The 13,305-nt window shown below is 70.7% G+C and carries 7 protein-coding genes; 3 read left to right on the top strand and 4 right to left on the bottom strand.

From position 1 onward, the window contains the following. Positions 1–68 precede the first annotated feature (68 nt). On the top strand, positions 69–1,820 hold the full coding sequence (locus OOK40_RS30420; RefSeq protein WP_266487938.1) for a DUF885 family protein: 1,752 nt from the start codon (positions 69–71) through the stop codon (positions 1,818–1,820). Between the two features lie 532 nt (positions 1,821–2,352). Here OOK40_RS30420 and OOK40_RS30415 read toward each other — a convergent pair. From OOK40_RS30415 to OOK40_RS30405, 3 genes are read right to left on the bottom strand one after another with little or no spacing between them, the layout of a single operon-like run. Further along, positions 2,353–3,387 carry an ABC transporter ATP-binding protein gene (locus OOK40_RS30415; protein WP_266487937.1) on the bottom strand — a complete coding sequence of 345 codons (1,035 nt, stop codon included), beginning with the start codon at positions 3,385–3,387 and terminating at the stop codon, positions 2,353–2,355. Further along, the gene (locus tag OOK40_RS30410) at positions 3,384–4,973 is read right to left on the bottom strand and encodes an iron ABC transporter permease (protein WP_266487935.1); all 1,590 of its coding nucleotides are present in this window, start codon (positions 4,971–4,973) and stop codon (positions 3,384–3,386) included. Before OOK40_RS30410 ends, OOK40_RS30415 begins: the two co-directional genes overlap by 4 nt. A gap of 6 nt (positions 4,974–4,979) precedes the next feature. Beyond that, entirely contained in the window at positions 4,980–5,999 is a 1,020-nt protein-coding gene (locus OOK40_RS30405; protein WP_266487933.1) for an iron ABC transporter substrate-binding protein, read from the bottom strand. A gap of 272 nt (positions 6,000–6,271) precedes the next feature. Between OOK40_RS30405 and OOK40_RS30400 the strand changes: the two genes are divergently transcribed. Then, positions 6,272–8,848, top strand: a complete 2,577-nt coding sequence (locus OOK40_RS30400; protein ID WP_266487931.1) for an AMP-binding protein — start codon at positions 6,272–6,274, stop codon at positions 8,846–8,848. Between the two features lie 4 nt (positions 8,849–8,852). Here OOK40_RS30400 and OOK40_RS30395 read toward each other — a convergent pair whose 3' ends face one another. Further along, positions 8,853–11,300, bottom strand: coding sequence for a SpoIIE family protein phosphatase (locus OOK40_RS30395; RefSeq protein WP_266487929.1), 2,448 nt, complete (start codon positions 11,298–11,300; stop codon positions 8,853–8,855). Between the two features lie 271 nt (positions 11,301–11,571). On the opposite strand from OOK40_RS30395, the gene OOK40_RS30390 reads away from it, so the two are divergent. Continuing rightward, complete coding sequence (locus OOK40_RS30390; protein WP_266488524.1) at positions 11,572–13,212, top strand: helix-turn-helix transcriptional regulator; 1,641 nt, start codon at positions 11,572–11,574, stop codon at positions 13,210–13,212. Positions 13,213–13,305: the final 93 nt, after the last annotated feature.

Genomic DNA, 13,305 nt, shown 5'->3' with positions numbered 1-13,305 from the left:
GCCCTGACGGTTCCCCCATTCGGACATTCGGCTGTCTGCTATGGCGTTCACATGACCAGACTCTCGGCATGACGACATCTCAAAGGCATCCCGGCGGCCCTTCAGCCACCGCGGAACTGAGCCGCCTCGCCGACTCCTACTGGACCTTCCTGCTGGAGCGCGACCCCCTCCTCAGGAGCCGGCGCGGCATGCCCGTGAAGTGGCTGCCGGACGTGTCTGTGGCTCAGACCGAGGACCGCGCCCGTTTTGCGACGGGCATCCTGGACCAGGTCCGGGCGCTGCACCCCACCGGTCTCTCCGGAGACGACGCAGACACCCTCGGCTACCTCACCGAACTGGCCGAGCGGGACATCGGGGCCGCACGGTTCTACTGGCTGACGCCCTGCGCGACGCCCTACCAGCTGCTGCCCCTGTCGCTCTACGCCGATACCGTCTTCCGCCCCTTCGTCCTCGACGGGCCGGCGGACGCCGAGCGCTACGCCTCACTGGTCCACGGCCTTGCACGTCATGTCGGGTCCCTTGCCGAAAAGGTGGCCGGCCAGGCAGCACGAGGCTGCCGCATCCCCGCTCGGGCCCTGGAGGGCGTACGCACCACACTGAGGGGGCTGCGAGCCTCGGTCGTGGCGGCCGTCGTCCTGGACGAGGCCCGGCTCGTCGCACTCGACCGGGCGCACCACGGCCGTCTGGAGGACGAGGTGTCACGCCTGGTCGCTGCGGAACTTGAACCGGCGTTCGACCAGCTGCTCGGAGCCGTCGATGACCGTGCCTACCGAGGTGACCCCCCGGAGCGCGTGGGATGGGCCCATTACGACGGCGGAGAGGAGGCATACAGGTTCTTCGTGAGAGCGCACACCACGACGGACATGTCCCCGGAACGGCTGCACGACCTTGGCCGCGAGCACTGCCGCGAATTGGCCGAGCGCATGCGTGAGATCCGTGCGGTGATGGGTTTCACCGGGTCAGAGACCGAATTCCACGCGCGGCTCAAGACCGAGCCGGTCCTGTACGCCCGCACTCCCGAGGAGGTCGAAGCCCGCTACCGTCATCACCTCAACCGGCTCGAGCCTCTGCTGCCGCGCTGGTTCGCCGCCCTGCCTCGGGCCCCGTACGACGTGGCACGCCTCGACCCGGCGCTGGAGCCACGCATGACGTTCGGCTACTACGACGGGCCCACTGCGGTGCGACCGGTCGGCCGGTACCGCTACAACGCCTCGGACCTGGCGAACCGCTCCCTGCTGAGTGCGGCCAACCTGATCTATCACGAGCTCGTGCCCGGACATCACTTCCAACTGGCCCGCCAGGCCGAGAACGCCTCCCTTCCGGACCTGCGGCGGGAGCTGACCGGATGCAGCGGATTCCTTGAGGGCTGGGCGGAGTACGCGGCCGGACTTGGCTGGGAGATGGGCCTGTACGACGATCCGTGGGACGCGTACGGGCGGCTGGCCGGCGAACGGTTCACCGCTGCCCGCATGGTCGTCGACACCGGTCTCAACCTCGGGACGATGAACCTTGAGCAGGCGACCGAGTACCTGCGGGCCCACTCGATGGAGTCCGAGGCCCGGATCACCACGGAACTGCTCCGCTACGCGACCGACCTCCCCGGTCAGGCGTTGGCCTATCGCACCGGCTACATCGAATTCCAGGCGCTGCGGTCGGCGGCCGAGCAGCGCGAGGGCGCCAGGTTCGATGTGCGCGCGTTCCACGAGACCGTTCTGAGCGGCGGCGCGCTGCCCCTTGCCGATCTGCGACGCCGTGTGGCGCGTCATTCCGCGCGGCGGTTCGGTGCCCCTGCTCCCGAAGCGTCGGGACAGTCCTCGTGACCGCCCCGCGAGCGGTGCGCCGAGACGGGGGATGCGTCCGGAGATGGACGGCGCGAACGTGCTGCCCGGCGCCCGGAATCCTGGCCGACGCCACCCGTGTAAGGCGATCAAGGGTCGACCTGACGCGGTCGACTACGGCGAGTGAAGCTGCTCGGCCTTGAAGCACGTCATCATGGACGGTGGTGGGGTCGGCTCTCGGATCGCCCGTGAGCACGGTCCGGCTCCGGTGCTGGTTCGGTGCTGACTCTCGGCCCACCGATGAGGTAAAACCGCAGGTCGTAGCCCTGATCCGATGAGTTGTCGTACCACTCGATGGTGGTGCCGATGAGGCTCGCGGTGACGATGCGCTTGAGGGAGGTGGGGGCGGTGGCTGGTGGGGCGGATGCCGAGGCCATGGTCATCTCTTCCGGGCGGGGACGGGGATGTCGCTGTGTCGCCACACCGTAGAAACGCGCAGGTCACGGGCACATGTGGTGGGACACCATACTTAAGTCGCCCAGTGTGCATGCAGCGCCCATGAGGGGCCGTGCACTCAGAAGTGCAGGGTCGCCTCGCCCGTGACGTGGATGCCGGTGCGCTGGCCTGGGTGTACGGCAACGGGTCCGGCGACCCGGATGTCCACCGGGCTCGCCAGTCCGTCGACGTCGACGGTGACCATGGCGTCGTGGCCGTAGAAGCTCACCTCGGTCACGGTGCCCTGGACTGCCGTGGTGGGTTCGGTCAGTTGCAGTTGCTCCGGTCGCAGGAGAACGGTCCCACTGCGGCTGTCCCCGGCGGGCGGGGAAAGGGGCAGCCGGCCCAGCGCGGTGGTGGCTGTGCCGTTGGCGGCGGTTGCGGGCAGGAGTACGGCGTCGCCGACGAAGCGCGCCACCCAGGGGTCGACGGGGTGCTGGTAGACCTTCTGGGGCGTGTCGCACTGGGCGACCTTCCCGTTCCGTACGACGGCGACGAGGTCGGCCGTCGAGAGGGCTTCCTGTTGGTCGTGGGTGACCAGAACGGCTGTGGCGCCCGTGGCGCGCAGGGCGGCGCGGACGTCTGCCCGGACTCCCGCACGCAGGGCGCTGTCGAGGGCGTTGAACGGCTCGTCGAGCAGGACCAGCGCGGGTTGTGGTGCCAGCGCCCGGGCCAGGGCGACGCGTTGCTGCTGACCGCCGGAGAGTTCGTGGGGCATCCGCTTGCCGTATCCGCCCAGTCCGACGAGTTCGAGCATCTCCTCGGTCCGGCTGCGGCGCGTGCCGCGATCGGTGCCGGACAGGCCGAAGGCGACGTTGCGCTCGACGCTCAAGTGCGGGAAGAGCGCGCCCTCCTGCGGGACGATGCCGATGCTGCGGCTCTCTGGTGGCAGGTTCAGGCCGGGGGCGGTCAGCGTGCGTCCGGCGACCGTGATGGTGCCCGAGTCGGCACGCAGGAAGCCCGCGATGATGCGGAGCAGGGTGGTCTTGCCGCAGCCGGACGGGCCGAGCACGGCCGCGAGCGCGCCGCCGGGCACAGTGAGGTCGAGGCCGTCGAGGACGGCCGCGTCCGGGCCGTAGGCCTTGGACACTCCGGTGATCTGCAGAGCGGTCATGTGCGGTGCCTCCCGAGGAGGTAGGAGGGGACGGCGGCCAGCAGGATCAGGCTTGCGGCATACGGGGCGGCCGCGGCGAACGATCCGCTTCCCGTCTCCGTCCACAGGCGGGTGGCGAGGGTGTCCATGCCGGTGGGGCGCAGCAGCAGGGTGGCGGGCAGTTCCTTCATGCAGACCACGAAGGTCAGGGCTGCCCCCGCGGCGACGCCGGGTGCGGCCAGCGGCACGGTGACCTCACGCAGCACGCGCAGCGGGCTGCGGCCGAGTGAGCGTGCGACGTCCTCCAGGACAGGTGGGGCCTGGAGCACGGCGGCGCGGGTGGCGGCCACCGCCACGGGCAGGAAGAGCACGGCGTACGCGCAGACGAGCAACGGGAGTTCCTGGTAGAGCGGTTCGGCGTAGCGCACGGCGAAGAAGACCAGGGACAGCGCGACGGTGATACCCGGCAGGGCGTGGCCCGCGTAGGCGGACTGCTCCAGCAGATGCGCGGTCCGGCCCCGGTGGCGGGCGGCGATCACCCCGATGGGCAGGGCGAGCAGCGCCGTGAGCGCGGCGCCCGCGGCGGCGATGCCGAGCGTCGTGGCTGCGATGTCGAGAAGTCCGGCCGGGTCCCAGGTCGCGGAGTTGCCGACGGCCAGCCAGTATCCGAGCGTGGCCAGCGGAATGACCACGGCGACGGCCGTGACCGTCGCGCACCAGGCCAGCGCGGGCAACAGCCATCGCCCCAGCGGTGTGCGGACGGCGCGGCGTGCCGTGCCGGTACCGGTCCTGGCGTGCCCGGCACGGCCGCGCGTACGTGCCTCGACGGCGACCAGTGCCACGGTCATCACCACCAGTACGACGCTCAGTGCGGCGGCCGGGGTGCGGTCGAAACTCGCCCGGTAGGACGTGTAGATGCCGCGGGTGAAGGTGTCGTAGCGCATCAGGGAGACCGCGCCGAAGTCGGACAGCACATACAGCGCGACCAGCACCGCGCCTCCCGCCGCCGCAGGACGGATCTGGGGCAGCGTGACACGCAGGAAGGTCCGCAGCGGCCCGAGGCCGAGCGAGCGGGACACTTCTTCCTGCGCCGGATCGGTGCCGCGCAGCGCCGCGGTGACCGGCAGGTACACGTACGGGAAGCTGACCAGTGTCAGCGCCAGCGCGGCTCCTGAGAAGCCCGCCAGTTCCGGGAAGGCGGAGAGCCAGGCGAAGGCCGCGACGTAACTGGGCACGGCCAGCGGCAGGGTCACCAGCACCGACCACGCGCGTGCACCGGGCAGCGAGGTCCGCACGGTCAGCCAGGCCAGCGAGACACCCAGAAACAGACATGCCGTCACAACGACGGCGGCGAGTCCGAGACTGCGGCCGAGCAGCTGGGCGGTGCGCTCATGGGCGACGACATCCCAGGCGAAGCCGGGGCCGCGCTCCAGGGAGCGCACCGCGAGATAGCCGAGCGGCAGCAGCGCGAACGCCGCGGCGACAGTGGCCGGAACCAGCAGGACGGCCGGCGGACGGCGCCCGGCACCCGGCCGCCCGGTCGGCGCGGGAGTGCCGGGCGGTCGGGCTGCGGGATCCGTCCGCACGACGGGATCCTTGGTGCGCATGACGGCTCAGACCATCCCGACGTCCTGCAGCATCTTCAGCGTCTCCTGAAGCGAATCGAGCTTGCCGAGGTCGATCTTGGGGGCGTCGAGGGATTTCAGCGGCGGCAGGTCCTTGACCGTGCTGGTGACGCCCGCGGCCAGCGGGTACTCCTTGGTCTCCTCGGCGAAGTAGGTCTGCGCCTTCTTCGAGAGGAGGAAGTCGACGGCCTTCTGGGCCACCGGGGCCTGGTCGCTGCCCTTGAGGATGCCGACTCCGGCCGTGTTCACCAGGGCGCCCGGGTCGCCGCCGGGGAGGAAGTGGATCTTTGCGCCCACCTTGTCCTCGCCCTTCTCGGCGACCTGCTCGTACCAGTAGTAGTGGTTGACCAGGCCGAGGGAGACTTCGCCCTCACCGACTGCTTCCAGCACCTTGAGGTTGTTCTCGTACACCTTCGGGTCGTTGGCCTTCAGGCCCTTGAGCCAGGTGCGGGTGGCTTCGTCGCCCTCCAGGACGCGCATGCCGGTGACGAAGGCCTGGAAGGAGGCGTTGGTCGGAACGTATCCGATCTTGCCCTTCCACTCCGGCTTGGTCAGCTCGTGGACGCTGTCCGGCACCTTGGCGACCTTGCCGGGGTTGTACGCGAGGACACGCACGCGCCCGGAGGTGCCCACCCAGTCGCCGGCGCCGCCGCGGAACGCCGCGTCGACCTGGTCCAGCGACGCCTGCGGCAGCTTCTGCAGAAGGCCCTTCGTGGAGAGGGCTCCGAGCGCTCCGGCGTCCTGGGAGAAGAACAGCCCGGCCTTGGTCTTGTCGCCCTCCTCCAGGATCTGGGCAGCGAGCTCGGCGCTGTCGCCGTAGCGGACGGCGACCTTCGTGCCGACAGCCTTCTCCAGCTCGTCCAGCAGGGGTTTGACCAGCTTCTCGTTGCGGCCGGAGTAGATGACGAGCCCGGCGTCGTCCTCGTCGTTGCCGCAGCCCGCGAGCGCGGGCACAAGCAGAGCTGCCGCGACGAGCGCGGTCAGACGTCGGACCAAGGGGCGTCGCATGAGGGAAGCCTTCCTGCATGGCTCACTTCCGTCGCCGCGCGTCGCGTCGTCAGGGAGCGAGCGGCGTGACGGTGCCGCGGAGGAACCTTTGAACGCCCTATGAATAAGGTAAAGCTAACCTAAACGTCAAGAGTGACGTACACAACAGCCCCAGCGCCGGTGACCTGTCGGCGCAGCCGACCCTACCCGCCGCTGACCTGTGGATCTTCGGTGGATCGGCTGTGACATCTCTGTGACTATCAAATAAAGTAAGGCTTTCCTAAGATGCGCTCGTGATAGCGCCTTCCGGCCTGCTCCCAGGCACCAAGACCGTCCCCTTCGCCCGCAGTCTCTCGGCCCACGGTGACCGCACGGCGGTCATCACCGCCGATGGCTCGGTGTCCTACGGTGAGCTCGCCGAACGGGTGGCCGAGACCGCACACCGCCTCGGCCCGGAACGGCGCCTGATCCTCCTCGTCGGCGCCAACACGGTCGACGCCCTCGTCGTCCACCTCGCGGCGCTGGCGGCGGGGCACCCCGTCCTGCTGGTGCCCGGCGACCATGCAGATGCCGTCCAGTCGCTGACCGACGCGTACGACCCGGATGTCGTGGCGCGCCCCGACGGCGGCGCATGGGTGCTCGACGAGCGACGCGCGGTCTCCGCGCACACCCTGCACCCGGACCTCGCGCTGCTGCTCAGCACCTCAGGCTCCACCGGTTCACCCAAACTCGTCCGCCTGTCGCACGAGAACCTGCAGGCCAACGCGGAATCCATCGCGGAATACCTGGGCATCCGCGACAGCGACCGCGCGGTCACGACCCTGCCCATGCACTACTGCTACGGGCTCTCCGTCATCCACAGCCATCTGCTGCGCGGCGCCGGCGTGATCCTCACCGACCTCTCGGTCGCCGACGCCTGCTTCTGGGAGCTGTTCAAGGCAGGCCGGGGTTCGACCTTCGCCGGGGTCCCCTACACCTTCGATCTGCTCGACCGGGTCGGCTTCGCCTCGATGGAGCTGCCGCACCTGCGCTACGTCACCCAGGCAGGCGGGCGGCTGGCACCCGACCGGGTGGCGCACTACGCGGCCCTGGGCCGGGCCGCCGGCTGGGACCTGTTCGTCATGTACGGCCAGACCGAGGCGACGGCCCGCATGGCGTACCTGCCACCCGACCTCGCTCACTCGCATCCCGAGGCAGCCGGAGTCGCCATCCCCGGCGGCTCCTTCCGGCTGGAGCCGCTGCCGGACTGGCCCGGCCAGGACACCGGCGAGCTGGTGTACGCGGGCCCCAACGTCATGCTCGGCTACGCCGAAAGCCCTGACGACCTCGCGCTCGGCCGGTCCATCGACGAGCTGCACACCGGCGACATCGCCCGACGCACCCCCGAGGGGCTGTACGAACTGCGCGGGCGGCGAAGCCGGTTCGCGAAGATCCTCGGCCTGCGGATCGATCCGCAACAAGTCGAGGCGATGCTCGAGAAGCACGGCATCACCTCCTGCTGCACCGGTGACGACGACGAGTTGGTGGTGGCCGTCGCGGGTGATCCGGACGCTGTCGACCCGGTACGCGTGCGGCGGATGGTGACCGGCGAATGCGGCCTGCCGGCCCGCGCCGTACGCGTCCATGTCCTGTCCGAACTGCCCCGGCTCGCCACGGGAAAGGCCGACTACCGGGCCGTACGCGAACTGTCCCGGCCCGAGTCCCTTGCAGACGCGGCGACATCCGGGCCGGCCGGGCGGACGACGCCCACCGGACCCGTTGACCTGTGCCGGCTGTACGCGGAGATTCTCGACCGGGACCAGGTCACCGAGGACAGCAGCTTCGTCGGCCTGGGCGGCGACTCGCTGAGCTACGTCGAGATGTCGCTCAACCTCGAGGAGGCGCTCGGCCGGCTGCCCGACAACTGGCACACGCTCCCGATCCGTGAGCTCAGCAAGTCGTCGGGGCAGCCGGCCGAGGACCGGCCGAAGACCCGCCGCCGCACCCTGGAGACCGGGGTCGCCCTGCGCGCCGTCGCCATCGTGCTGATCGTCGGCTCGCACATCCATCTCTTCATGGTCAAGGGCGGCGCCCACGTGCTGCTCGGAGTCGCCGGGTACAACTTCGCCCGCTTCCACCTCACTTCGGCCGACCGCCCAGAGCGCCTGCGGAACCTCGGGCGGAGCATCACACGGATCGCCGCGCCGAGTGTGGCCTGGCTGGCACTGATGCTGCTGGTCACCGACGACTATCGGCTCACCGACGTCCTGCTGCTCACCAGCCTCCTCGGACCGCACACCGGTTTCTGGTTCATCGAGGCCCTGGTCTACATCCTGGCGGCGGCCACCGCCGTGCTCGCCGTACCGCTCGTGGACCGCACCGAGAGGCGCTTCCCCTTCGCCTTTCCCGTGGCCCTGATGACGCTCGGTCTGATCGGGCGCTATGACCTCCTCGGCCTCGACGCCCGCGGCCACATTCCGCTGGCTGTCACCGTCTTCTGGCTCTTCGCCATGGGGTGGGCCGCCGCGAAGGCGATCACTGTGCGGCAGCGGCTGCTGGTAACGGCCGCAGCCTTGACGACGGTTCCGGGCCTCTTCGGACAGCCGGCCCGCGAGGCGGTCATCATCGGCGGCCTCGCCCTCCTGGTGTGGGTGCGGAATCTGCCGAGTCTGGCCTCCGTCAACCGCGTGGCAGGCGTACTGGCCGGCAGTTCGCTCTACATCTACGTGACGCACTGGCAGGTTTTCCCGCGCCTGGAGGACCAGTTCGCGGTGGTGTCCATGATCGTCTCACTCGTCGTCGGCATCGCATACGCCGCCGTGGCAACCCGGGTGATGCGGTGGCGGCCCTTTCGCCGGTTCGGTCGTACGGTGGCCGCCGGCAAGCACTGAGCTGTCACCGCGGGGGCTCGGCCAATGGCTGCTCGGTCCAGATGCACTTGCCGTCGGAGGTGTAACGAGTGCCCCAGCGATGACTGAGCGCGGCCACCAGTTGGAGTCCGCGGCCGCCTTCGTCGGTGTCCAGGGCACGGCGGATACGGGGCGTGGTGAGACTGCCGTCCGAGACCTCGCAGATGAGAGTCCGGCTCCGTAGCAGGCGCAGCCGGACGGGTCCTTTCGCGTGGCGCACCACATTGCCCACCAGCTCGCTGGCGATCAGCTCGGTGGTCATGACGAGATCGTCGAGCCGCCATGCGGCCAGCTGATGCCGGACATGGTCGCGGGCCAGGCCCGCCGCGAGGGGGTCCTCGGGCAGGGGCCAGGTGGCCATGTCCTCGGCCGCGAGCGTGTGGGTGCGGGCAACGAGCAGAGCGGCATCGTCGTTGGTCTCCTCCTGGGCGGGCAGGAGAGCCGAGACGAGCGAATCGCAGAGCCGGTCGAGATGCCCGGCTTCGCTGTGGCGGTGGGACGCCGGCCACTCGGGACCCGGTGAGGCCTCCCCGACCTCGGCCGGTCCCGTGTCCCGCGCGCCGTCGAGGCCGACGGTGAGTGCCTTGGCCAACTGCTCGATGCCGCTGTCGATGTCGCGCCGGGCGGATTCCACGAAACCGTCGGTGTAGAGCACGAGGAGGCTTCCGTCGGGCAGCTTCAGCTCCGTGGTTTCGAAGGGCGGCGTGGCCGCGCCGAGCGGAGGGTTGGCGGCGACATCGGGAAAGTGCACCGTGCCGTCGGGGTGGACGACAGCCGGTGGAGGGTGTCCGGCGCCGGCAAACGTGCAGAGGCCGGAGGCGGGATCGTAGAGCGCGTACAGGCACGTGGCGTAGAAATCGTCGCCGAGCTCGCTGACCAGGTCGTTGAGGTGGGAGAACAACTCGTCGGGAGGCAGTTCGAGACCGGCCAGGGTGTGTACGGCGGTGCGCAGTCGGCCCATGGTGGCGGCCTCGGGGAGGCCGTGGCCCATCACGTCGCCGATGACCAGCGCGACGCGGTCGGCGGAGAGCGGAATGACGTCGTACCAGTCGCCGCCGAGGGTGCCCTCGCTGGCCGGCAGATAGCGGGCGGCGGCGGCGACGGCCGGCAGGGACGGCAGCGCCCGGGGGAGCAGGCCGCGTTGCAACGCCTGCGCTCGGCCGTGCTCGGCGTCGTACTGCCGGGCCCGTTCCAGGGCCTGGGCGACCAGTCCGCTGAGCGCGACCAGCAGGGTGCGCTCCTCCCCGGTGAGCCGGCGGGGCCGGTCGAAGGAGACCACGCAGCCGCCGACCGCGCGGCCGGAGACCATCAGCGGCAGGAATGCCCAGGCTTGCTTCCCGCTCATGCTCGGGATGCCGCTCATCCCCGGGTAGTCGGCCTCCATCTCCTCCAGCGAGGCGATGAACCTCGGGATACCGTCCTTCAGCGCGAGTTCGCTGAGGGAGCCGGCGGGGATGCCGCCCCGGGCCAGTTGGTCGAGAAACGCGCGCGGGTATCCGACCGACCCGACGGGCTGTACCCGGCCGCCTTCACGGGCCTGCACGATCAGCCCGGTCGCGCCGAACAGCGGCAGCACCCGCTCGGCGGCCGCGGCCACCACGTCCTCCGCGGTGAGTGCCTCGGCGAGCGCCGCTGTCAGCTCCCCAATGCGTGCGGCTCGTTCGGCGGCCGCGTGTTCCGCTGCCAGCCGCTCCTCCTCCAATTGGCGTCTCTCGGTGACATCGGTCAGATAGACCGTCAGTCCGTCGGGCACCGGGATCAGCCGCAGGTGGTACCAGCGGCCGTCGGCGGGCAACCGCAGATCCAGCCCCGCCGGCCTGCGGTCGGCGACGGCTTGGCGGCACCCCGATTCGAGGCCGGGCGCACTGACTTGCGGGATGTCCCACAGTGTCCGGCCGACGAGTTCCCGGGAAGGGCCGAGGAGTCGCTCGGCCAGGCCGTTGACGTAGAGGACCCTCCAGTCGGCGTCGACGGCGAGGAATCCGTCGCTCATGTGCCGCAGGGCGCGGCCGACCGAGTCCAGGGCGGCCAGGCTCTCGGTGGTCTCCCAGAGCCGCCCCACCATGTGGGCGGGTGCGCCGTCCTCGCCGAGGACGATCCGGCCGCGGACCGCGACCCAGCCGACGGTGCCATCCGGTCGGCGCACCCGGTGTTTGGTGTTGTACTCGGCGCCTTCCCGCAGGGCCTGCTCGGCCTGCGCCAGCACAACGGGCAGATCATCGGGGTGGATCAGGCTCCGCCAGGTCTCGATCCGCCCGTCGAAGACGTCCGGGCCGATGCCGAGGACCAGTGGCATCTCTTTGTCCCAGGTCAGGTCGCCGGTGCGGATGTCCCAGTTCCAGGCCCCGACCCTGACCGCGTCGAGCGCCTGCTGAAGGAGGTGGGCATCGTCCGGCTGCGTGGCGGACGACGGGCCGGGCTCTTGTGTCGCCATAGAGAGCACCAAAAGAGTGATCTGAGACCAAAACGGTCAGCGTCAAGTCTATATATGCGCCCCCAGAGGCCGCTGTGAGCCGTGGGGGCCAGGCGGGCCGGGTGCGCGGCCTGCCCGGAGCGGAGCCGTCCGGTCCCTGCCGCCCCCTCGGAGCCGCGCGCTCCTATGCTGGTGAGGGGTGGTCCGGCTCGCGGACAGCGAGAAGGGAGCCGCCGTGGCTGAGCAGATCACCGGCAGAGATCAAGCCGTCGATCATGCGACCGAGCGGGCGATGGACGCTGTGGCGCGGGAGGCCTGGGCCGACGCTTACGCCGCCCTGCGTGAATTCGACCACGACCGCATGAGCCCGGACGACTTCGCCGCACTTGCCGACGCCGCCTGGTGGACCAGCCGCGTCGAGGAATCGATCGCCGCGCGGACCAAGGCCTACTCCGGGTATGTGGCCGCCGGTGCCGCCCGCCGGGCCGGATTCAGCGCCTGGATGCTCTTCTACGAGTTTCAGCTCGCAGGGCGTACGGCCGCGGCCGCCGGCTGGCTGCGCCGGGCGCGGCAGCACCTCGGCGGCGAGCCCGAGTGCGTCGAGCAGTGCTATCTCGCCTGGGTCGAGGCAGAAGACGCGCAGCGGCGCGGGGCGTACGACGAGGCCATGAGCTGTGCCCGTCGCATGGCCGGTATCGCGCGCCGCTGCGGCAGCCAGGATCTCCTCGCCATGAGCACCCAGGCGCAGGCGAGCGTGCTGCTGGCCGAGGGTCGGATCGCAGGCGGGCTCGCACTGCTCGACGACGCCATGTGCTCGGCCATGGCGGGCGAGCTCAGCTCCTTCTTCACCGGGTGGATCTACTGCCTCGGCCTCCAGCAGTGCATGGCCTCCGCCGACCTGGAGCGCGCCGCCGAGTGGACCGACGCGGCCATGGCCTGGTGTGCGTCGATGCCCGAGGAGAACAACTTCCGGGGTCTGTGCCGAGTGCACCGGGTCGAGGTGCTCGAGCTGTCCGGCGAATGGTCCCGGGCCGCGACCGAGGCCGCCCTGACCTGCGAGGAACTGCTTCCCTACGAGGCGCGGGCCGCCGCGGAGGCGTTCTATCTGACCGGCGGAATCCAGCGGCGGCGTGGCGAGCCGGCCGCGGCCGAGGCCTCGTACGACCGCGCGCACGAGCTCGGCCGCGACCCGCAGCCGGGGCTCGCGCTGCTGCGCCTGGCTCAGGGCAAGGCCAACTCCGCCGCAGCTGCCCTGCGGCTCGCACTCGCGGCCGATGAGGGTGGTGACGCAGGCGGTGGCCCCGGCCGCCTCGGGCATTGCCGGCTGCTCGCGGCCCAGGTCGAGGTCTCGCTCGCCCTCGGCCGGCTCGACCAGGCCCGTGCGGCAGCGGGCGAACTGGAGGCGGCCGCGCGCGAGTGGCAGCAGCTCCGCGAGTCCGAGACCACGGTGCTGCATGCGATCGCCGCCGCGGCGGGCGGCGCGGTGGCATTCGCCGAGCGTGACCTGGAGGGCGCCCTGCCTCTGCTGCACCGGGCGCTTTCGCTGTGGCTGGACCTGGGAGTGCCGTACGAGGCCGCGCAGGTCCGTATGACGCTGGCCGCCGCCGATCGCGCCGCCGGGGACGACGAAGGCGCACGGCTGGAACTCCGGGCCGCCCGGGCGGTCTTCGAGCGACTGGGCGCGGTGCCCGACGAACGGCGGGCGGCGGCCCTGCTCAACACCGTGCGCCATCGGTTCCCCGGCGAGCTCACCGAGCGCGAGGTCCAGGTCCTGCGCCTCGTGGCCGCGGGCCGGACCAACCGCTCCATCGCCTCCGAGCTGGTCATCAGCGAGCACACCGTGGCCCGCCACCTCAACAACATCTTCGCGAAGCTTGATGTGTCATCGAGGGCCGCTGCCACGGCCTACGCGTGCACACACGGCCTCGCGTGACCCCTGCACGGTGCGGCGCATGGGCTGTTCTGCCCATGCCCGGACAACCGACATGGGCGGTTGTGGCGATGAGCCCTGCCCGGCCCCGTGCCT

Source organism: Streptomyces sp. NBC_01481, from assembly GCF_026339995.1.
Lineage (GTDB): Bacteria > Actinomycetota > Actinomycetes > Streptomycetales > Streptomycetaceae > Streptomyces.
Note: the sequence above shows the minus strand (reverse complement) of the source record. Positions and strands in the feature narration are given on the sequence as shown.

Bases quoted from the DNA above. Each gene is read 5' to 3' on its own strand.
- OOK40_RS30420 (WP_266487938.1), top strand. From the start codon at position 69: ATGACGACATCTCAAAGGCATCCCGGCGGCCCTTCAGCCACCGCGGAA.
- OOK40_RS30415 (WP_266487937.1), bottom strand. From the start codon at position 3,387: ATGACCGCTCTGCAGATCACCGGAGTGTCCAAGGCCTACGGCCCGGAC.
- OOK40_RS30410 (WP_266487935.1), bottom strand. From the start codon at position 4,973: ATGCGCACCAAGGATCCCGTCGTGCGGACGGATCCCGCAGCCCGACCG.
- OOK40_RS30405 (WP_266487933.1), bottom strand. From the start codon at position 5,999: ATGCGACGCCCCTTGGTCCGACGTCTGACCGCGCTCGTCGCGGCAGCT.
- OOK40_RS30395 (WP_266487929.1), bottom strand. From the start codon at position 11,300: ATGGCGACACAAGAGCCCGGCCCGTCGTCCGCCACGCAGCCGGACGAT.
- OOK40_RS30390 (WP_266488524.1), top strand. From the start codon at position 11,572: ATGGACGCTGTGGCGCGGGAGGCCTGGGCCGACGCTTACGCCGCCCTG.